This is a genomic window from Pseudomonas sp. B7 (assembly GCF_016735645.1).
In the GTDB taxonomy this organism is placed as follows: Bacteria; Pseudomonadota; Gammaproteobacteria; order Pseudomonadales; family Pseudomonadaceae; genus Aquipseudomonas; species Aquipseudomonas glycinae.
This window is the reverse complement of sequence record NZ_JAERRE010000009.1, coordinates 298,963-320,031: the sequence shown is the minus strand read 5'-3', so window position 1 is coordinate 320,031 and position 21,069 is coordinate 298,963. Positions and strand designations below refer to the sequence as shown.

At 61.6% G+C, this 21,069-nt stretch carries 19 protein-coding genes; 11 read left to right on the top strand and 8 right to left on the bottom strand.

Features of this window, described 5'->3' with window-relative positions; genetic code table 11:
- Positions 1–74: 74 nt before the first annotated feature.
- From JKA62_RS21285 to JKA62_RS21260, 6 genes are all read right to left on the bottom strand, one after another.
- Entirely contained in the window at positions 75–2,729 is a 2,655-nt protein-coding gene (locus tag JKA62_RS21285; RefSeq protein ID WP_201819302.1) for a TonB-dependent receptor, read from the bottom strand.
- Between the two features lie 118 nt (positions 2,730–2,847).
- The gene (locus JKA62_RS21280; protein ID WP_011334506.1) at positions 2,848–3,351 is read right to left on the bottom strand and encodes an RES family NAD+ phosphorylase; all 504 of its coding nucleotides are present in this window, start codon (positions 3,349–3,351) and stop codon (positions 2,848–2,850) included.
- Positions 3,348–3,839 (bottom strand): antitoxin Xre/MbcA/ParS toxin-binding domain-containing protein, encoded by a 492-nt coding sequence (locus JKA62_RS21275; RefSeq protein ID WP_201819331.1) that lies wholly within the window; start codon positions 3,837–3,839, stop codon positions 3,348–3,350. Before JKA62_RS21275 ends, JKA62_RS21280 begins: the two co-directional genes overlap by 4 nt.
- Positions 3,840–4,093: 254 nt before the next feature.
- Entirely contained in the window at positions 4,094–7,015 is a 2,922-nt protein-coding gene (locus tag JKA62_RS21270; RefSeq protein WP_201819300.1) for a TonB-dependent receptor, read from the bottom strand.
- A gap of 91 nt (positions 7,016–7,106) precedes the next feature.
- A complete protein-coding gene (locus tag JKA62_RS21265; protein ID WP_201819298.1) occupies positions 7,107–8,054 on the bottom strand; it encodes a FecR domain-containing protein in 948 nt (315 codons plus the stop codon).
- Positions 8,051–8,557, bottom strand: a complete 507-nt coding sequence (locus tag JKA62_RS21260; RefSeq protein ID WP_011334510.1) for a sigma-70 family RNA polymerase sigma factor — start codon at positions 8,555–8,557, stop codon at positions 8,051–8,053. Before JKA62_RS21260 ends, JKA62_RS21265 begins: the two co-directional genes overlap by 4 nt.
- A gap of 298 nt (positions 8,558–8,855) precedes the next feature.
- Here JKA62_RS21260 and JKA62_RS21255 point away from each other — a divergent pair, with 298 nt between their 5' ends.
- The 4 genes from JKA62_RS21255 (at position 8,856) to JKA62_RS21240 (ending at position 14,005) form a co-directional block, all read left to right on the top strand.
- Positions 8,856–10,574 (top strand): hydrogenase maturation protein, encoded by a 1,719-nt coding sequence (locus JKA62_RS21255; RefSeq protein WP_201819296.1) that lies wholly within the window; start codon positions 8,856–8,858, stop codon positions 10,572–10,574.
- A gap of 239 nt (positions 10,575–10,813) precedes the next feature.
- The gene (locus tag JKA62_RS21250; RefSeq protein WP_041475306.1) at positions 10,814–11,677 is read left to right on the top strand and encodes a LysR family transcriptional regulator; all 864 of its coding nucleotides are present in this window, start codon (positions 10,814–10,816) and stop codon (positions 11,675–11,677) included.
- A gap of 109 nt (positions 11,678–11,786) precedes the next feature.
- Positions 11,787–12,932 carry a sterol desaturase family protein gene (locus JKA62_RS21245; protein ID WP_201819294.1) on the top strand — a complete coding sequence of 382 codons (1,146 nt, stop codon included), beginning with the start codon at positions 11,787–11,789 and terminating at the stop codon, positions 12,930–12,932.
- Between the two features lie 56 nt (positions 12,933–12,988).
- Entirely contained in the window at positions 12,989–14,005 is a 1,017-nt protein-coding gene (locus JKA62_RS21240) for an SMP-30/gluconolactonase/LRE family protein (protein WP_236676622.1), read from the top strand.
- 147 nt (positions 14,006–14,152) lie between these two features.
- On the opposite strand, the gene JKA62_RS21235 is transcribed toward JKA62_RS21240, so the two are convergent.
- Positions 14,153–14,323, bottom strand: coding sequence for a hypothetical protein (locus JKA62_RS21235; protein WP_201819290.1), 171 nt, complete (start codon positions 14,321–14,323; stop codon positions 14,153–14,155).
- 109 nt (positions 14,324–14,432) lie between these two features.
- Positions 14,433–14,675 (bottom strand): YdcH family protein, encoded by a 243-nt coding sequence (locus tag JKA62_RS21230; RefSeq protein WP_039768852.1) that lies wholly within the window; start codon positions 14,673–14,675, stop codon positions 14,433–14,435.
- Positions 14,676–14,880: 205 nt separating this feature from the next.
- Between JKA62_RS21230 and JKA62_RS21225 the strand changes: the two genes are divergently transcribed.
- The 7 genes from JKA62_RS21225 to JKA62_RS21195 all read left to right on the top strand — a co-directional run bounded on the left by JKA62_RS21225 (position 14,881) and on the right by JKA62_RS21195 (position 21,069).
- The gene (locus JKA62_RS21225) at positions 14,881–15,402 is read left to right on the top strand and encodes a DUF4142 domain-containing protein (RefSeq protein WP_085695913.1); all 522 of its coding nucleotides are present in this window, start codon (positions 14,881–14,883) and stop codon (positions 15,400–15,402) included.
- 240 nt (positions 15,403–15,642) lie between these two features.
- Positions 15,643–16,494, top strand: coding sequence for an STAS domain-containing protein (locus JKA62_RS21220; protein WP_064381281.1), 852 nt, complete (start codon positions 15,643–15,645; stop codon positions 16,492–16,494).
- Between the two features lie 3 nt (positions 16,495–16,497).
- Positions 16,498–16,860, top strand: a complete 363-nt coding sequence (locus JKA62_RS21215; RefSeq protein ID WP_011334518.1) for an STAS domain-containing protein — start codon at positions 16,498–16,500, stop codon at positions 16,858–16,860.
- Positions 16,857–17,261, top strand: coding sequence for an anti-sigma regulatory factor (locus tag JKA62_RS21210; protein WP_011334519.1), 405 nt, complete (start codon positions 16,857–16,859; stop codon positions 17,259–17,261). Before JKA62_RS21215 ends, JKA62_RS21210 begins: the two co-directional genes overlap by 4 nt.
- Entirely contained in the window at positions 17,258–18,268 is a 1,011-nt protein-coding gene (locus JKA62_RS21205; RefSeq protein ID WP_201819329.1) for an ATP-binding protein, read from the top strand. The genes JKA62_RS21210 and JKA62_RS21205 overlap by 4 nt, the downstream gene beginning before the upstream one ends.
- Complete coding sequence (locus JKA62_RS21200; protein WP_201819287.1) at positions 18,261–19,136, top strand: sensor histidine kinase; 876 nt, start codon at positions 18,261–18,263, stop codon at positions 19,134–19,136. The genes JKA62_RS21205 and JKA62_RS21200 overlap by 8 nt, the downstream gene beginning before the upstream one ends.
- Positions 19,126–21,069 carry a response regulator gene (locus tag JKA62_RS21195; RefSeq protein WP_011334522.1) on the top strand — a complete coding sequence of 648 codons (1,944 nt, stop codon included), beginning with the start codon at positions 19,126–19,128 and terminating at the stop codon, positions 21,067–21,069. The genes JKA62_RS21200 and JKA62_RS21195 overlap by 11 nt, the downstream gene beginning before the upstream one ends.

Below are 21,069 nucleotides of genomic sequence, written 5' to 3'. Positions count from 1 at the left end.
GCAACAGGCCGGGCCTTTTTATAGGTCGGGGGTTAGAACGATGTGTTACTAAAACCCGCCCCGACCTATCTTTCTCAGAACTTGTAATTGATCCGCGTGTACAGCGTGCGGCCAAACGGGTCGCCGTATTTCGGGTCGTAGCCGCTCTGGAACGTGTAGGTCTGGTTGCTGAATGGCGGCTCGCGGTCGAACAGGTTTTTCACCCCGAGGGTCACCGCCAGGGTCTTGCGCCAGATATAGGTGCCGGCCACGTCCCAGACGTTGTACGAGCCGACGTAATCGTGAGTCTCGCGATCCGAGTCGTGGTAACCGCTGGTGTAGCGGTTGGTCAGGCTGGCACCGAGCGGACCGTAGTTCCAGCTGCCGGTCAGGCTGTGACGCCAACGGGCCACAGCGCCGGCCGAGGCAAAGTCGCCGCCACGAAAATCGCCGAGCTTGTCGATGTAGTCGCCCTTGAGCTGCTGCTGATAGTCGTAACGGGTGACGTAAGTGCCTTGCAGACCGATGCCGAAATCGCCATACGGAGTGCTCGGCAGGCGATAGTCGAAGCTCACGTCGACGCCGTTGGTCTTGATCTTGCCGAGGTTGGCCAGGCCGGTGACGATGTGATCAATGGAGCCATCAGGCTTGCGGATCAGGCGCTCCGGGTACAGCTCTGGGTTCTCGAACACCGCCGATTCGGGGAATTCGGCGATCTGGTTGGCGATGTCAATCCACCAGAAATCCAGCCCGGTGGTCAGTCGATCAAACGGCTGATAAACGAAACCGAGGGTGACGTTGCGTGCGGTTTCCGGGCTCAGGTCGGTGTTGCCGCCGGAGGTGCGATTGAACTGCTGGGCGCAGTCGCGGTTGGCGATCCCGCCGTTGCTCGGGTTGCCACCGGCGCACAGGCGCGGGTCGTTGTAGTTGGCATTGGTGAACGAGGTGAACGTCGGGTTGTACAACTCATAAAGCGACGGCGCACGGAAGCCTTCACTGTAGGCACCACGCACCACCAGCTCCTTGAACGGCTGGAAGCGGAACGAGTACTTCGGGTTGGTGGTGCTGCCAAAGTCGCTGTATTTGTCGTGGCGCACGGCGGCGGATAATTCAAGGCTGTCGAGCACCGGCACGTTGACCTCGGCGTATTGGGCCGAGACGCTGCGATCGCCCTCCACACTGCCGTTGGGATCGACTCCCAGGCTCTGCACGTCGCCGGCAAACGCGGCGAAATCCTGATGGAAATCTTCCTTGCGATACTCGCCGCCCAGCGCCAGTGCCGAAGGCCCTGCACCGAACCAGTCGCCTATCTCGCGGCTGATGCGTCCGTCAATCGCCTTGACCCGGCCCACCGCCGTCGCGTAATCGCCGTCTACCTCATTGGCCGCCAGCAACGCCGAACCGGCAGCCGTCTGCGGACCGAACGGGTTGATCACACCGTCGGCGATGCCCTGGCTGACGGCACGGTCGTTCACGTAACCGCTGCGAATCGTGTTGACCACCTTGTTCTGGTTGTACGACGCGCCGAGGTTGTAATCCCATCCCACCAGCGTGCCATCGAAGCTCAACAGCAGGCGCTGACCCGTGTTGTCATCTTCATGCTGCCGGGCACCGACGGCAGTTTCACGCCAGTTCACGTCCACCGGTTGCGTCGGGTCGAGGGCGAAACCGCTCGGGCCGGGCGTAATGCCGTTACCCGGATAGAACGCGGTGCCAGGATTGACCTGATTGCCCATCAAAGTGCCGGGGCCGATCTGCGTCCGGTTTTCGTTGCGTGCCCAGAAGTATTCGAGGCTGACGCTGTGATCATCCGACAGCTTGCCGGTGGCCTTGGCGAACGCGGAGGTCTTTTCGGTTTCCGGCACCAGATCCAGGTAATTCCACAGGCTCTGGCGGCAGATGCCGTTGCGTGACAACAGCCCCGGCGCATTGCAACCGGAACCGGCCAGCGGGTTGGTGGCGTTACTGCCCTGGCTCCAGTTGGCGGGCGATGCCGTGCCGGAGGTGTAATCGAGTCCGCGTCCCGGCTGGTAGTTATAGGTGTAGCCGCGATCGTCGGCCGCCAGGCGATTCTGCTTGTCGTAGCTCACCACGCCGAAAACGTTGAAGCGATCGTCCTGCAAATCACCAAAACCCCAGCTGCCGCTGAAGTTGCGGCTTTCACCGCCACCGGAATGGGTCGGCGTATCGTAATTGGTGCTGATCTGGCCTTCGGTGAGGCTGGTCTTGGTGATGAAGTTGATCACCCCACCGATGGCATCGGTGCCATACAACGCCGAGGCGCCGTCGCGCAGCACCTCCACCCGGTCGATGGCGGCGAACGGGATGGTGTTGAGGTCGACGCCAGAGCCATTGATCGCATTGGTCGCGTTGTTGCTCAGACGCCGACCGTTGAGCAGCACCAAAGTCTTGTTCGGGCCAATGCCACGCAAGTCCGCATAAGACGCGCCGCCGCTGGAAGAACCCACCGAACGCCCGGAGCCTACGGACGACTGGTTGGCAGAGATACGGCTTACCAGCTCTTCGGTGGTGGTCACGCCCTGCTTCTGCAATTCCTCGACCCGCAGGATGGTGACAGGCACAGCGGTTTCGGCATCGACCCGGCGAATCGCGGTGCCGGTGACTTCGACCCGTTGCAATTGGGTGGTCGGTTCTGTCGCACTGCTGTCGGCAGCGACAGCCGGCAACGTGTTGATCGCCAGCAGCAAGGCCAGGCTCAAAGGGGATTTAACGGGTGAAAAATGGATCATGAACAGCCATCCCTGCGTTTTGGTTTATGCAGGGATGTGCGATGGCGGATGACGATTTATAGGGTGCGATTTAGACCGTTGGGTGCTGAGGTTATGCAAAATGCGGCATGACGCTTCATCAGACCAACGCCATTTCCGCGAGTAAGCGGGTATCGAGGCCGAACCGCTCCTGCGAGACCATCCTGAACTGCCCTTCTGCCAGGTCGCAGCTCACTAGCAAGTTCCACGAATGGCGGGTTGCCGCCGACGGAATCAATACAAACGGGTGCTCGGCCAGCAACGCGTCGGCGAACAATTGCTGATTGGGTGAAGGCTGTGCAGGGCTCAGCCAGTAAGGGTTCGGCACCTCTTCGGGCTGCACGATTTTCACCTTCGCGTCGCTGATGACCTCAAAGCACGTCAATACATAAGGTTCGCGGTCCAGGGCATCAAAACTGCGGTTGGCTGCCACCTCCAGAATGGCCGAGGAAGGATCGACTGAGGCGTAGACGACGCGTCGTCCGGGTATATTCCAGCGACCGCCTTTCAACTTCGATCCAATCCCGCTGTCCCACGTGCCTCCGTAAACCTCGGGATCCAGCCGCCAGGCATACCAATGCTTGTCCCACGGCAAGGGGTTCATGGGTAAACCCCGTAGATAAGCTGCTGCAAATACTGCTCGACCATCTGAAAACCCAATGGATGCAAGGTCAACTCCAGCGGCACATGACCGTGAAAATAGGTAGAGGGTTTCTGCAGCCAATCCTCCGCCCGTGGTTGCCCCCCGAAGGCCCGAATGGCCAACTCCAGCACCAACGCATATTGGTAGGCGATGACACTCTGCTGCGGGTCAAGTCGTACCGGTTTTCCTTCCTTCAGCAGCCGCCGAACCGTTCTGACCGACTTGCCAGTGATGAGTTTGACCACGTCGCCTTGCTGGTAAAGCTCGGAGGTTGAAAGCATGTCGACGACGTCGTTCAACTCGAAACCTTCATCGGTAAGGTGAACAATCAGCAGGGCGTCATCACCGATGTTTTGGCCATGCACGAGCAATTCGACAGGTTTGCCCTCAACCTTCTTCAAGCCCGCCAACCGGGTTACTTTTGCGCTGGGCAACGCGACATCCTCCATGGGGCACCTGGCACGGTCATCGCGCCACTGTTGGCGTGCGGAATAAGCCGGCGTTTCGTATTCGAGGTGTGCAGTTCGCATGATCAATCCATTATCAGAGGCCTGAGTAATCAGGCCGTTAACGACTTCAATGTCATCGCCGATGCTATAGATCACGCTTCCGACGACCAACCTGAAAAAGTCGTCGGAAATATCCCTGCTTTCACATGAAACCCGGCAACTTCCGTAGGACGTTGTCGGGCGTCATTACGTATTCAACTCCCGAAGTGATAACTCACATCCAGCCACCACTGGCGCCCGTACGGGTCGTAGTTGCCGGTCGGGTAATAAGGCCACCCCGCCGAGTCGTCATGCTTGACCTGGTTGAGCACGTTGTTCACGGTCAGCCCGACGCTTGCCCGGTCGTTGAGCTTGTAGCGTGCACTGGCATTGAACACCGTCCACGGCGACAGACGCCCGTCGCCCGCGCCGTTGGTGACCGAGCCGTAGCGAATCCCCATCAATGTTGCCGTGGCCTTCTGGTAATCCCAGGTCAGGCTGGCGTTGACCTTGCTGCGCCAGTCGTAGTTGGTACGCGAGGTGCGCCAGTCCTGGGTCGGGGCTTCGTCCGACTCCTTGTAGTAATGCGAGAGCACCAGGGTGTAGCCCAGCGCCGAACTGAACGCGCCGTACTGCCCGGCGCCCCAGCGGATGTTGCTCTTGAAGTCCAGGCCGCTGACCCGTTCGCTGGCGGCGTTGATCGCGTTCACCCGCACCCGCTGCAACTGATTGGGATCGACGGCCGCATTGCCGGGATTGCGATCGACGCGCGCCAGGGTCGACTGGCAGTTGGCCGAGTTGATGTCCTGGGTGCCATTGCGGCATTCGTTCTCTTGCTGCAGCAGACGGTTTTCGTCGACGGTGGTCAGCAGGTCATCGATCTCGACTCGCCAGAAATCCGTCGAGAAGTCAAAGTTGCGCGAGGGTGACCAGACGAAACCGTAGGTCCAGGATTTACCGCGTTCGGATTCCAGATCCGCCGTGCCGCTCTGGGTGTAATCGACCCGCCCGCGATCACAGGCGCCCTCCACGCCCTGGCTGCAACCGTAATAGTCGATCTGCGCCGGGTAGTAGCCGTTGCTGTCGGACTGATAGATGTAGTTCAGGTCCGGGGCGCGGAAACTGGTGCCGTAGCTGCCGCGCACCAGCAGGCTGTTCACCGGCCGCCATTCCAGGCCGAGGTTGTAGGTTTTCTGTTGTTCGGTGCGGCCGCTGAATTTGTATTGGTCCCAGCGCCCCGCCGCTGTCGCCAGCACCGTGTCGGTGACCGGAATGCTGAACTCGCCACCGGCCGCATAACGCTTGCGCGAGCCGCCGGAGCTTTGCGCAGGCGTCACGCCGTAGAAACTGCCGTCGTTGAGGCTGTCATCCGGGTCGATACGATATTCCTGCTTGCCCGCCTCCAGCACCCCGGCGAATCCCACCGGGCCAGCCGGCAGATCAAACAACTCGCCGTTGACCGACGCGTTGTAGCTGGTGGAAACCGACTTGCTGCTCTGCGTCAGGTTGCCGCGAAACTGCTCCCACTCCTGGGTTGTCAGTGGCCGGTCAAGGCGCGAGGCATCCGGCGCGAACACCGGATAACCGTCGCGGGTGCCCAGCTGCGGGCCGAGGTAGAAATCCTGGATCGACGAAAGCGGCGTGTAACGCGTGGTGCGCACGCTTTTATATTCAGACCGGTTGGCTGCCAGTTCATAGTTCCACCCGGTGTCGGCGATCTTGTCCGAGAGGCCCAAGGTGCCGGTCCATGAGGTATCGCGCCACTTGCTGTTGTTGCTGGTGCGTCCGCCGATTTCCTCTTCGCCGAAGCGGCGGTACCAGCGCTCCAGATTGCCGCTGTTCTGGTTGATGAAGTCCGGCGAGGTGAAGCTCGGGCCGCGTGTGTTGTTCTGGATGTGATCGAGGCCGTACATCAGGTCGGCGAAGACCTGACCACTGTCGCTGAAATGCCAGGTGCCACGGGTGTAGCCGTCGTAGTTTTCCTTTTGCGTCTGCACCGTCCAGTAATCGTTGTACATCTGGTCGGTGCGGCAGCGCCCGCCGCTGTTGAAGAGCTTGTTATCGAACGTGCCCTGATAGGCACCGCAGCCGGGTCCCAAATAGCGGTTGTTGGTCAGGTCGCGACGGTAGCCGACATCCGCCAGCGGCCCGCTCTGCATGAAGCCACGATCATCGGCCCAGATCGGGTCGCGGTGGGTCAGTTCGAGTCCGAACAAACCGTCGAAGTCGCCCCAACTGCCGCCGCCGCTGATCTGCAAGCGCTGGTTGTCACCGCCGCCGCGCTCGCTGGTGCCGCCCTTGAGATTGACGTCGACGCCATTCATTTTGTCTTTGAGGATGATGTTCACTACCCCGGCAATCGCGTCAGAACCGTAGATCGCCGAGGCGCCGCTGCTGAGCACTTCGATGCGCTCGATGATCGCCGAGGGAATGTTCGCCAGGTTGGTGAAGTTGACCTTGCCGTCATACGGCGTCGGGTAATCGGCGACCCGCCGGCCGTTGATCAGCACCAGCGTGTGATTGGGGCCGAGGCCGCGCAGGTTGAGGGCGCTGGCGGCCGGTTGCCAGGTGTTGCCGTAGTCTTCGCCCTGGGTCATGCCGGTGTTCTGGGTTTGCGTGGCGAGGGCGTCGTAGACGTTCTTGTAGCCGCGCGCTTCCATTTCTTCGTGGGTGATGACATTGACCGGGGTCGCACCATCGCTCTGGGCGCGGGCGATGCGCGAGCCGGTGACGGTGACTTTTTCCATGCGGTAATCGGCGCTGCTGGCGGGCGCCACAGCGGCGGCTTTCACGGGCGCGGCGTTCGGCGCATCGGCCTGACGAATGCTCAGACCCTGAGTGCCCTGCTCGACTTGCAGACCACTGCCGAGCAAGGCCTTCTCCACCGCCTGGCGGCCACCCAATGCGCCGCGCACCGCACTGCTGCGCTTGCCCTGAACCAGATTCTGACTGAAGGAAATCGGCACGCCAGTCTGGCGCGAGATGTCCAGCAGCACCTCGTCGAGAGCCCCTGCGGCAATGTCGAAGGTAAAGACCTGAGCGGCGGCGTCTTGTGCCTGAACGGCGACCGGAGCCATGCCCGCCACCAGCACGATGGTCAGCGTCAGGCGGGACAATTGTTGTTTGAATGAGAACATCGAGGGGCTTCCCTGTTGAAGGCGTCTGCAGGGAATGAGCAGCGGGCCGGCGCTTTTTATAGGGGGACGGATAGACCGGGAAGTTATGGATTTATAACCGCGCTTCGATGCTGACCCAGTACGCGTTATGCCAAGTGACACGGATCGGCAGCGAACGCTCCAGCAGTTGCAGGGTGCGGTCGCTGTCGTCCAGCGGATAGAGACCGCTGAGACGCAGACCGGCAACCTCCGGACTCAAGTGCAGGATGCCTCGACGGTAGCTGCGCAGGCTGTCGATGACTTCGCTCAAGGGGCGATCGCGTACTTCAAGCCGCCCTTGGACCCAGGCACTTTCCTGCCCGTTGCCGGGTTTCAGCGCGAGGATCTCCTGAGCGTTGAACAGCAGACTTTCGCCCGCCTCCACCACTTGCCGCGCGCCGCTGGCGGTGACCACTTCGACTTGCGAATGCAACATCACCAGCCGCGTCGAATCCTCACCGCGCTGCACCAGGAATTTGGTCCCGAGCGCACGAATCCGCCCATGCTCGGTTTCGACCACAAACGGCCGGGACAGATTTTTCGCCACATCGATCAGCAGTTCACCGCTGCGCAAGTCCAGCAAACGCTCGATGTTGTTGAAGCGTGGCACCACGCGGCTGCGGGCATTCAACGTAAGGGCGCTGCCATCCTCCAGCGTGAATTCCCGACGCTCGCCGGTACCGGTCGACAACTCGCCGGCCTCGGGCAACCAGCCATAACGTCGACCGAGCAAACCGGCCAGCACCGCGATACCGAGCACGCTCAAACTGCCGCTGAGGAATCGACGGCGACTGGACGGCGCATTCAGGCTGTGCAACACACTCTCGCGGGGCAAGCCGCGCAGGTTCGCATGACGCAACAGGTTCAGCCCGCCACCCATTTGTTCGATGATCTGCTGATGCCGTGGATCCGCCGTGCGCCAGGCGTCGAAGGCGGCGCGCTCCTGCAGGCTGACGTGCCCCGATTGCAGCAGCGCCATCCATTGCGCCGCTTCGTCGATCAGCGTTTCGTCCGGCCTCATGCCTGCATCGCCTGATAGCAACGCTTGAACGCCTCGACCATGTATTGCTGCACGCGGCTGGTGGACACGCCGAGGCGTTCGCCGATTTCGCTGTAGGTCAGGCCGTCGAGTTGGTGGTAGAGAAACGCCGCCTTGGCCTTGGCCGACAGGCCGTTGAGCAAGCGATCCACCGCCAGCAGCGTTTCGATCACCAATTCCCGTTCCTCGGGCGACGGATGCACCGGTTCCGGCGCCAGCGCCAGGCTTTGCAGATAAGCGCGCTCCAGATCCTGCCGGCGCCAGCCTTCATAGACCAGCCGCCGGGCAATCGTGGTCAACAGCGCGCGGGGTTCGCGGATTGCCAGCGGATCGGGCAGCGCCAATACCCGAAGAAAGGTTTCCGAAGCAATGTCCTGTGCGCTGTGCGGGCAACCGAGCGTACGGCTGACCGCCGCGCACAGCCATCGGTAGTCCTTTTGGAACATCTGCCCGATGACCTGGTAATGCGGGTTGTGACTCCCCATGCGTTACTCCCTGAAAACGGGTTCCACCCGCTGCGAAAATCCATGGATACGCCGGGATCTTCCGGCGGTGATCAGGGATGCGACTGTGCAATAGCGCCTGAGACATTTGAAGTAATAAAAAATCAGGATCAGCAAACCTTTGAGAATAAGGCACGTCGTCGCCACGGCAATATTGGCTGACACAACGTTGATCTCGATCAGTGGCGCGAGCCACGCCAGTCACTAACCTTGCGCCTCCATCGATAGCCACGGACGGCTCACAGGGAGCCTGCGGCTGACCTTTCAAGGAAGAACAATCATGCGATCACTCAACATCATTCTTTTGTCGTCGGCGTTCAACGGCCTGACTCAGCGTGCATGGCTGGACCTGCGCCAGGCCGGGCACTCGCCGAGCGTGGTGCTGTTCACCGACGAAGCCGCCGTGTGCGAACAGATTGAAAACAGCGGTGCCGACCTGGTGATCTGCCCGTTCCTCAAGGACCGTGTGCCCCACGCACTGTGGAGCAATCCGCAGCGCCCGGTCGTCATCATCCACCCCGGCATCGTCGGCGATCGCGGTGCCAGCGCACTGGATTGGGCGATCATGCGCGAGCTGCCGTCCTGGGGCGTGACCGCCCTGCAAGCGGTGGAAGAAATGGATGCCGGCCCGGTCTGGGCCACCTGCGAATTCAACCTGCCAACGGGGCTGCGCAAATCCGAGCTGTACAATGGCCGGGTCAGCGACGCGGCGATCTGTTGCATCCGTGAAGTGGTGGAGAAATTCATCGACGGCTTCGTGCCGGTGGCGCTGGACTACAACGATCCGAAAGTGCGCGGGCGTTTGCAGCCGAACATGAAACAGGACGACCGCACTTTCAGCTGGCATGACTGCTCGCGCTTCATCAAACGCTGCATCGATGCGGCGGACGGCCAGCCCGGCGTACTCGCCAGTCTCGCCGGCGGGCAGTATTACGTGTTCGACGCGCACCTTGACCAGCGCACCGGCATGCCCGGCGAAATTCTCGCGGTACACGACGACGCGGTGCTGGTGGCGACCGGTGATCACAGCCTGTGGATCGGCTCGCTGCGACGCAAACCGCAACCGGGCGAGGAAACCTTCAAGCGTCCGGCGCGGCATGTACTGGCCGGGCAACTGGCGCACGTGCCGGTGCTGGACTGGTCGATTGCCAACGCGCCGTTCAGCGACGAGCCGTATCAGCCGATCCGCTATCGCGAGTCCGGCCAGGTCGGCGAGCTGACGCTGGAGTTCTACAACGGCGCCATGAGCACCGAACAATGCCGGCGCATGGTCGAGGCGTTGCGCTGGGCCAAGTCCCGCGACACGCAGGTACTGTTGATCAAGGGCGGGCGCGGCAGTTTTTCCAACGGCGTGCACCTGAACGTGATTCAGGCTGCAGAAGATCCAGGCGCCGAAGCCTGGGCCAATATCCAGGCCATCGATGATGTGTGCGAAGAATTGCTCAGCGCGCGGCAGCTGGTGGTCAGCGGGGTCACCGGCAATGCCGGCGCGGGCGGTGTGATGCTCGCCCTGGCGGCTGACATCGTGTTCGCCCGTGCTGACATCGTGCTCAACCCGCATTACAAGAGCATGGGCCTGTACGGCTCGGAATACTGGACCTACAGCCTGCCCCGCGCCGTCGGCCCGGCCATGGCCGAACAACTGACCCAGGCCTGTCTGCCGGTCAGCGCTGCTCAGGCGCTGCAACTGGGCATGGTCCAGGAAATCGGCCCACGCTGCCCGGACGAATTTTCGCTGTGGCTGCTGCAACGGGCCAATAGTGTGCTGAGTGATCCGACTTATGCGGCAGTGCGGGAGCGTAAGTTGCGGGTCGATCATGTGTTGATTCGTCAGTGTCGCGAGGCGGAGTTGCAGGAGATGCAGGAGGACATGCTGTACAACCGCAATCAGTTTGCCGAGAAGTGCCGGGGTTTTGTTTATAAGCGCAAGACTTGCTGCACGCCGGCGCGGTTGGTGGAGGAATGGGCTCGGGTGGTTGATACCGAGCTGGTCAGTTGATCGGCGGCGTCTGCTTTTCCCCTCACCCTAGCCCTCTCCCGGAGGGAGAGGGAACCGATCCGGGGAAATTGGGGAGATACATCGACTTGAAAGATCTGCTTTGAATCCATAATCGACACGATTTTTCAGGTCGATGTACAGCGCAAGACAACTCGGTCTGTCCCCTCTCCCTCCGGGAGAGGGCTAGGGTGAGGGCGCTTTTGCCTTACAATGCGCGCACCTAAACCACCGGCCCGCCCATGGACATCGACCTCGCCCGCACCTTTCTGGAAATCGTCCGCCACGGCAGCCTCGCCGCGGCGGCGGAAAAGCTGTTCGTCACGCAAACGGCAATCACCGCCCGGGTCCAGAAACTAGAAAGCCAGTTGGGCAGCACTCTCTTCGTGCGCAACCGTGCCGGCGCACGCCTGACCGCCAACGGCGAGGCCTTCGTGGTCTACGCCAATCAACTGGTGCAGACCTGGGAGGCGGCGCGCCGTGATCTGCCTTTGCCCGAGGGTTATCACAACGTGCTGCATATCGGCGGCGAGGTCAGCCTGTGCAACCCGCTGATGCTCAGTTGGGCCGCCGAATTGCGCGAGAAAATCCCCGGCCACGCGTTGCGCATGGACATCCGCGACGGCGAAAACCTGCTGCGCCAACTCGAACTGGGGGTGCTCGATGCCGCGCTGGTCTATCAACCGGAATACTGGCCGGGGCTGCAGGTCGAGCAGGTGCTGGAAGAGAAACTGATTCTGGTCACCACGCCCGGCCGCCCTGCGCCCTACGTGTACATCGACTGGGGCCCGGACTTCCGCCGCCAGCACGACGCCGCCCTGCCGGAAAAGGCCAAGGCCGCCCTGAGTTTCAACCTCGGCCCGCTGGCCCTGCAATACATCCTCGAGAACGGCGGCAGCGGCTATTTCCGGACCCGGGTCGTGCGTACTTATCTCGAAAGCGGCGCGCTGGAGCCGGTGACCAAAGCCCCGGAATTCGGCTATCCGACCTACCTCGTCTACTCCCGTGACCGCGATTCGGCGATCCTGCAACAGGCGTTCGACCTGCTGCGCGAAGTGATCAAGGCCGATGACGACTGGTCGCAGCGCTGGAACCCGTTGAGCTGACGGCCGCCATACACCGGAGCATGGCACTTGTGACCTGAAGGTTGGCCCTGCACAAACGGCGGGATCGGCTACGCTGCCGGGATAACGACAATATCCGCAGGTGAGCGCAGTGAGGCAGACCACCGAGGCATTTCGCAGCCGCTATCGGGCGGCGATCCATCCCCGCTACAACCCGTGGCTGCACGGCGCATTCGTGCTGCTGTTCGGTGTGCTGGCCATCGGCGCGTTCTGGAGCAGCGTGCACCAGGTGCAACCGCTGGAATGGCTGGCCGTGCCACTGACCCTGCTGTTCTTCAATTTCGGCGTGTACATGGTGCACCGCCACCTCGGTCACCACAAAAAGCGCTTCGCGCGGATGTTCTACGCCCGGCATGCCGGCGATCATCACAGCTTCTTCACCCCCGGCCACATGACCTACGACGGCGCCCGCGACTGGCGGGTGATCCTGTTCCCGGCCTGGCTTATCGTGCTGCACACGCTGGCGATCACCCTGCCCCTGTGGTGGCTGTTCGCTCAGTTCAACAGCAACGTCGCCGGACTGTTCGGCGGCTGCATGGTGTTCGGTTACCTGACCTATGAAGTGTTTCACGCCTGCGAGCATCTGCCGCCGCAGAACCCGCTGACCCGGCTGCCGTGGATCCGCCAGATGCGCCGTCTGCACGAGCTGCATCACCGTCGCGAGCGCATGCAGGAGCGCAATTTCAATATCGTTTTTCCGCTGATGGACTACCTGTTCGGCACCCTCTACTGGGAGCCGGAAACCGCCTCTCTTATCGATTCGAGAACGCCCATGACCCGCATGCAGCACACCGTCGACATTGCCGGCGATCCGATCGCCGTCCTCGCCTACGCCGCCACCGTCAGTCGTTGGCCGGAGTGGCATCCGTCTTCGCTGAAGATCGACGGCCCCAGCGGGGCGTTACACGCCGGCGCGCGATTCGACGAGGACATCCATGCCGGGGGACGCGAGGGGCATTTGCGCTGGGAGGTCACCGAGTATCTGCCCGGCCGGCGCTGGTGCGCCCGGGCCCAGGGTGATCAGGGGCTGTCGTTGCGGCTGACCTATGAATGTTCGGCGCAAAACAGTGCCACGCGGTTCGTGCGCACTCTCGATTACCAGTTCGAGGGCATCGGCCTGCGCATCGCCAACCATCTGCTGCTCAAGCGTCGCATCGAGCGCGAATCGGCGACTTCGATGCTCGCCTTGCGCGACATGGCCACCCGGCACCTGGCCCTTGCAGGAGCTCACGTGTGAAGTGGCGCTATTCGGTGTTGTTGCTGATCGTCGTCATCGTGGCGTTCCTGCTGCTCATGCCGACCAAGGTCGAGCCCGTGGCATGGACACCGCAACCAGCGCCCTCGCTGAGCGAAGGCCAATACGCTGACAATCAGCGGCTCAAGAGCGCGGCGCAGGTCGGTCCAAGTGACATCGAAGGCCCGGAAGCGCTGTTGCTGGAAAACGACTTTCTGATCACCGGCCTGCACGACGGACGCCTGCTGCAAACCAGCCTCGATGGCCAGCAACGCAAGGTGCTGGCCGATACCGGCGGCCGGCCGCTGGGGCTGGCGCGGCATCCCAACGGTTTGCTGGTGATCGCCGACGGGGTCAAGGGTTTGCTGTCCCTCGACGCACAGGGTCAGCTGGTGGCGCTGACCACCGAAGCCAATGGTCTGCCGTTCGGCTTCACGGATGACGTGGCGATCGACAAGTCCGGACACTACGCCTACTTCAGCGACGCCTCGAGTCGCTGGGGTTACGGTCACGATGGCGAAGCGATCATCGAACATGGCGGCGACGGCCGCCTGCTGCGTTACGACTTCCAGACCGGAAAAACCAGCCTGTTGCTGGACAAGCTGGAGTTCGCCAACGGCGTAACCCTCGGCCCGGAAGACGCTTATGTGCTGGTCAACGAAACCGGCGCCTATCGCATCAGCCGCTACTGGCTGACCGGCCCCAGGGCCGGCACCCACGACCTGTTCATTGACAACCTGCCGGGGCTGCCGGACAACCTCGCCTTCAATGGCCGGGATCGCTTCTGGGTGGCGCTGTACACGCCGCGCAATCCGCTGCTCGACCGCACCGCTGAACAACCGTTCGTACGCAAGATGATCGTGCGGGCCATGACCGTGCTGCCCAAACCGGTGGAGAAACGCGGGTTCGTGTTGGGGCTGGATCTGGACGGCAAAGTGATCGCCAATCTGCAGGACGCCAGCGCCGGCAATTACTCGCCGATCACCACCGTGCGCGAGTATGGCGAGTGGTTGTATTTCGGCTCGCTGAAGGCCACGCACATGGCGCGGATGCCATTGGACGCCGCCTTGAAGTGAGGCTTTGAGATTTGTGATGAATCGGCTGACGTCATCGCTGGCAAGCCAGCTCCCACAGGGTTTTTCGTCGTTTGCAGGTTCCGCGACCAACACGGTCACTGTGGGAGCTGCGGTGCGACGATTCGACTTGCCAGCGATGGCGGACTATCAGTTACTGGATCGATCGAACTTGTCCGGATCCTCGTCCTCCGGCACTGCCTCGCTCTTGCGTTTCTCTTCAGGATTACGAACGGTGTGCGCCGGGCTGTTCGGCTCGGGTTGGGTCGGAACCGGGTCGAATGCACCCTGCTCTTCACTGGGGAATTTTGGATCTTTCATAAGGCACCTCGTTGAGAGTCGCAATGTGAAGACTCTGAACATTCGAGGTGCCGGTCGTAGCTATCGTTCCAGTCGTTTCACCAGCGAGGGCCGGTGGCGCGACTGACGGTCAGGATCGGGCCTGCAACTGCTCGACGATCTTGTCTTTGACCTGCAGGCGTTTCTCTTTGAGTTTCTTCAGGGTGTCGTCGCTGGGTGCATCCGAGGTCGCCGTCTCGGCCTTGACGACTTCGGCGTCCGCCTGGGAATACTTGTTGATCAGTGCATCCAGATGTGGATCCGCGGTGCGTCGTTGCTGGATCTCTTCCTTTGTCAGTTTCAAGTCCTGTAACAAATCATGGGTCACCGGCATGGAACACCTCCGTCAGTTGATCGGCAGCCAACGCGACCGATTGCGCTGGCCAGGTATCAGAATGGCCTCGGTTGACCGGTTCTGTCGACCTCCTGTCAGACCAGCGGTGCCCGTTCGTCGCCCTTTCGCAAATGCGATAAAACCTTTGGTCGGCGAAATCCCTCCATTGGTTAACGCTCACAAAAACCTGCGTGGAGAAACACCAATGGACGGATTCAAACTGCGTCATCTCTTTCTGGCTGTCGCCCTCAGCACCGGCATGGGTTCGGCCTTTGCCGCCACCGACAACGATTTCGTCGATAACGCAGCAGCCGGCGGCATCGCCGAAATCGAAACCAGCCGTCTGGCACTGGAAAAGAGCCAATCGGCCGACATCAAGGCGTTTGCCAACATGATGATCACCGACCATGGCAAGGCCAACGATGAACTGGCCACGATTGCCAAGGCCAACGACATTGAAGTGCCGGACACCACGACCCTGGTCAAACAGGCCAAAGAGAAAATCCTCGACATGCGCGATGAATCCTTCGATGCCGCCTATGCCAACAATCAGGTCAAGGCGCACGAAGAAACCATCGAGCTGTTCAAGAAACAAGCCAACACCGTGACCGACGACAAAGTCAAAGGCGCCACCGAACTCAAAGCCTTTGCGCAGAAAATGTTGCCCGGTCTGGAAAAACACCTGGCCGCCGCCAAAGAGCTACAGGCCAAACACCCCAGCAAGTAACCGCCAGGTACTCAAAGAGGCCGCCTCCATTGGACGCGGCCTCTTTGCGTTGGGGCCTTGTTGCAGGCAAAAGATCAGCATTTCCGGCCACGCCGACTAGAGTTACCGGTGCATTGCTTGCGGCAGATCAAAAATATCCTCGCGGGAACGAACAACTATTTCGAACGGCCAGGGTCATTCACTTCGCGCCGGTCATTTTCCGAAGATCCGGCCCCCAATTCGCAATGGAGCAACAGGCACATGGCAGCACTGCAGAACAGCACACTTAATGCGATTAAAAACAATCAGGTTCAACTGCTGGGCGAATGGATCAACGGGCTTCAAACCACCGGCGCTACGCGCAACCTCAAAGAACACGACATACAGCAACAGACCGGCGAATTCCTGCAACTGGTGGTCAGTGGCCTGGAAAACGACAGCGGCACCAACATCGCCGCGCCGGGCTGGGAAGGCATGCGCCAGTTCCTCGAAAAACTCTCCCACAGCCGCGCCCAGCTCGGTCAGGATTCCCAGCAGACCGCCAGCTTCATTTTCTCGCTCAAGGGCCCGCTGTTCGCCCTGCTGCAAAACCATTATCGGGACCAGCCCGCCCTGCTCGCCGAACAGCTTTGGGAAATCTCCGAACTGTTCGATGCTTTCGGCCTGTACACCATTCGCACGTTCCAGAAGTCCCGTGAAGCGGTGATCAAGCGCCAGCAGGAAGAACTGCTGGAGCTGTCGACCCCGGTGGTCAAACTGTGGGATGGCGTGCTCGCCCTGCCGATGATCGGCACCCTCGATTCACAGCGCACCCAAGTGGTGATGGAATCGCTGCTGCAACGCATCGTCGACACCGGCTCGGAAATCGCCATCATCGACATCACTGGCGTGCCAACCGTCGACACGCTGGTCGCCCAACACCTGCTCAAGACCGTGACCGCGATCCGTCTGATGGGCGCCGACTGCATCATCAGCGGCGTGCGTCCGCAGATTGCCCAGACCATCGTGCACCTGGGCCTCGACCTGCAAGGCGTGGTCACCAAAGCCAATCTGGCCGACGCACTGAAGCTGGCCCTGACCCGTCTGGGCATCACCCTCACCAAGACGGTCTGAACAATGGAACGTATCCCGATTCTTCAGATGGGTGACTTCCTGCTGGTGACCATCCAGGTCGACATGCATGACCAACTCGCCCTCACCCTGCAAGACGACCTGTCCGAGCGCATCAGCAAGACCTCCGCGCGCGGCGTGCTGATCGACATCTCGGCGCTGGACATGGTCGATTCGTTCATCGGCCGTATGATCGGCACCATTTCCGGCCTGTCGAAAATCATGGACGCTGAAACCATGCTGGTCGGTATGCAACCGGCAGTAGCGATCACGCTGGTGGAGCTCGGCCTGTACCTGCCGGGCGTCAGCACCGCGCTGAACGTCGAGCGCGGAATGAAACTGCTGCAGGAACGAGTACGCCAGCAATGACCGTGCGCAGCAGCGGTACCCAACCGATCAACATCGAGCAGGATGTGGTGCTGGCGCGGCAAACGGCGCGCAAGCTGGCCACCGAGTGCGGCATGCGCCTGATCGACCTGACCAAACTGGTGACCGCCGTCAGTGAACTGGCGCGCAACACCATGGTGTATGGCGGTGGCGGAGACATGGACTGGCAGATCCTCGATGACAACCACAAGGTCGGCCTGCGCCTGACCTTTCGCGATGAAGGCCCGGGTATTCCCGACATCAAACTGGCGATGACCGACGGCTGGACCTCCGGCAGCGGTCTGGGTCTGGGCCTGACCGGGGCCAAGCGACTGGTAGATGAATTCGAACTGGACACCGAGCCCGGCAAAGGCACTCGCATAACGATCACCCGATGGACATGAACATCAGCGGGACATTGACCCAGGTGTTGGTGATCGAGGACAGCAGCCAGATCGGCCATGCCCGGCGTACGGCCCAGCGTCTGGCCGAGCAACACGGTTTTGGCGAAAGCGATGCCGGCCGCGTCGCGCTGGTGGCCACGGAGCTGGCGAGCAATGTGCTCAAGCATGCCGGGCACGGCGAACTTCACTTGCGTCTGTTGCCGCGTCAGGGTGACGACGGCATCGAAATGATTGCAGTCGACCGGGCCCAGGGCTTTGATCTGGATGCGTGCATGGCCGATGGTTTTTCCACCGGCGGTACTCAGGGCATCGGCCTGGGCGCCGTAGCCCGCCAGGCGGATGTCTTTGATGTTTTTGCCGACCATCGCGGCGCAGTGCTGCTGGCTCGTTTATACCCGCGCAGCGACCGGCAGTTGGATATGCCGTATGGTGTCAGCCAACACTCGCTGCACGACGATCCGGCCTGCGGCGATGTCTGGCATCTGGCGACGCATGGCGCCGATGTCAGCGCTCTGATAGTCGACGGACTGGGCCATGGCGAGGACGCCGAGCGTGCGGCCCGTGCCGGAGAAAAGGCCTTTGCCCTGAATCCGTTCGGTGCGCCGACGCTGCTGATGGAAGACATGCATCGCGAGATGATCGGGAGTCGGGGCGGCGCGGTGGCATTCGCGCAGTTTCATGCCGACCGCGCCAGTCTTTCGTTCACCGGTGTCGGCAACATCGGTGCCAGCCTGATCGCCTCCGACAAGTCGCGCGGACTGGCCTCGCATCCGGGCATCGTCGGTGGCCAGTACAGAAAAGCCCAGCCTTTTGACTATGCTCACGTGAACGGACATCTATTGATCATGTATAGCGACGGCTTGCAGTCCCGTTGGAACCTTCAGGATTACCCCGGTCTGGTGCATCGCCATCCCGCCGTGATTGCCACCGTCCTGCACCGCGATTTCTGTCGCGGGCGCGACGATGTCACCGTACTGGTGGTTGCCCTGGAGTCCGCCCATGACTGAATCCCCGACCTTGAACAACGCCGAACAGGCAGAACTGATCGCACGCTTGCAGAGCGAAACCGCAGCGCTGCGCGAAGAGCTCGATGAAACCAATCAGGGCGTGCTCGCGCTGTACGCCGAACTCGACACCCAGGCCGAACAACTGCGCCAGGCGTCCGACCTGAAAAGCCGTTTTCTGTCGTACATGAGCCACGAGTTCCGCACGCCGCTGGGTTCGATCCTGAGCATCAACAGCCTGCTCGCCGACGAACTCGACGGCCCCCTCAGCCCCGAGCAACACAAGCAGGTGGCGTTTGTCAGCACCGCCGCCCGGGAACTCAGCGACATGGTCGACGACCTGCTCGATCTGGCGAAGATCGAGGCCGGACGCATCAGCATTTCTGCGGCGTGGTTCGACATGTTCGACCTGTTCGCCGCACTGCGGGGGATGTTCCGGCCGATTGTCGATGCCACGGCCGTAGACCTGATTTTCGAAGAGCCGGTAGGCCTCCCGCGTCTTTACACCGACGACAAGAAGCTGGCGCAGATCCTGCGCAACTTCATTTCCAACTCGCTGAAGTTCACCACCCGTGGCGAGGTCCGGATCTCGGCGCGTCTTGAGGGTGAGGGCAAGGTGCGGTTCGCCGTCAGCGACACCGGCATCGGTATCGCTGCGGAGCTGCACGGCACCTTGTTTGAAGACTTTTCCCAGGTCGACTCACCGCTGCAAAAACGCCTGCGCGGCACCGGGCTCGGCCTGTCGCTGTGCAAACGCTTCGCTGAATTGCTCGGTGGTGAGGTTGGTGTCGAAAGTACGCCGGGCGTGGGCTCAAGCTTTTTCGTGATCATTCCGCTGGCACTTGCCCAGGAGAACGTCGATGAAACATGACATCCGTCTGTTGATCGTCGATGACAACGTCGCCACTCGCTATGCCTTGCGCCGACGGCTGGAGCGCCACGGTTACGAAGTGCTCGAGGCCGGCACCGGCGGCGAGGGGCTGGCCCTGATCGCCAGTCAGTCGCTCGATGCGCTGATCCTCGACGTCAACCTGCCGGACATGAGCGGGTTCGACATCGTGCGTAAACTGCGCGCCGACCCGGGCACCGCCCTGCTTCCGGTGATCCACGTGTCCGCCGCGTCGATCCAGACCGGCGACATCATCACCGGCCTCGATGCCGGGGCCGATGCCTACCTGATTCATCCGGTCGATCCCGACGTGCTGCTGGCAACGTTGCGCACCCTGCTGCGGGTGCGTGACACGGAGAACGCGTTGCGCGAAAGCGAGGCGCGTTTCCGCGAGATCTTCGTCAACGTCTCCGCACCCATCGCGGTGCTCGATGCCGATCTGAAAGTCCATGAGTGCAATCACGCCTTTTCCCAGCTGATCCAGGACAACCGCGACCCGCAGACCCTCAGCGAATGCTTTGCCGAGGATCAGAGCGCGATCCTCGACGAACTGCGTCTGCGACTGGTGGACGGCGAGCGCTGGAAGGGCACGCTGAACATGCGCGTGCAGGGTGAGGTTCGCGAGACCGAATGGCAGATTTCGCCCTACCGGACTCCGAAGCTGAGCCTGGTGTTCGTCGAAGACGTCACCGAACACCGTCATCGCGAGCGCTCGCACCTGGCGCAGCTGGACGACACCACCACGCAACTGGCCAAGGAAGTCGCCGACCGGGTACGCGCCGAATCGCAACTGCTGCAAGTACAGAAAATGGATGCGCTGGGCAAGCTCACCGGCGGCATCGCCCATGACTTCAACAACCTGCTGACCGGGATCATCACCAGCCTCGAACTGATCCAGAAACGTGTTGCCGATGGCCGAACGGACAAGGTCCAGTTCTACGCCGAAGCGGCTCTGAACTCGGCGAGGAGCGCGGCCTCGCTCACCCATCGCCTGTTGGCGTTTGCCCGTCAGCAACCACTCGACACCCGTCCGGTCGACATCAACAGACACGTCCGCTCGCTCGAAGAATTGCTGGTGCGCACCATCGGCGAACGCATCGCCCTCAAGCTCGAATTGACCACCAAACCTGCCATCGCGCTGGTCGATCCGATTCAGCTCGAAAGTGCGGTGCTCAATCTGGTGATCAATGCCCGGGACGCATTGCCACGGGGCGGCAATATCTGGGTCAGCACTTACGCGGCGTACTCCCACGGCGACCCGAACCTCGCCGATGGATCCTACGTGGCGCTATCGGTGCGCGATGACGGTACCGGCATCGAGCACAATGTGATCGACAAGGTGTTCGAGCCGTTCTTCACCACCAAGCCGCTGGGCCAGGGCACCGGGCTGGGGCTGTCGACGATCTACGGTTTTGCCCGTCAGTCCGGTGGCGATGCGCACATCCGCAGCGTCGCGCGACGCGGCACCGAAGTGACGATCATGCTGCCGGCCACCAGCGATCCGACCGCTGTCGATGTGGCCCCGGTGACGATTGATCCGCAAGGCTCGGGCGAACATGTGTTGATCGTCGAAGACATGCCGGCGGTACGCCTGTTCGTCACCGAAGTGCTGGAAGACGCCGGTTACCGCTGCACCCAGGCCGGCGATATCGAAACGGCGCTGGAACGCTTGCAGAACGACGCGTCGATCGACCTGCTGCTGACTGACGTTGGTCTGCCACGCATGACCGGCCGTGAACTGGCCGACGTTGCCCGGGGCTGGCGTGAGGGGTTGCCGATCCTGTTCATGACCGGTTATGCGGAAACCGCGATCAACCGCCAGGTGTTCCTCGGGGCGGGTATGGACATGCTGGTCAAACCGTTTCAGATCAGCGCATTGCTGGACAAGGTGCGTCGCACGCTCGACGGTGCCTGA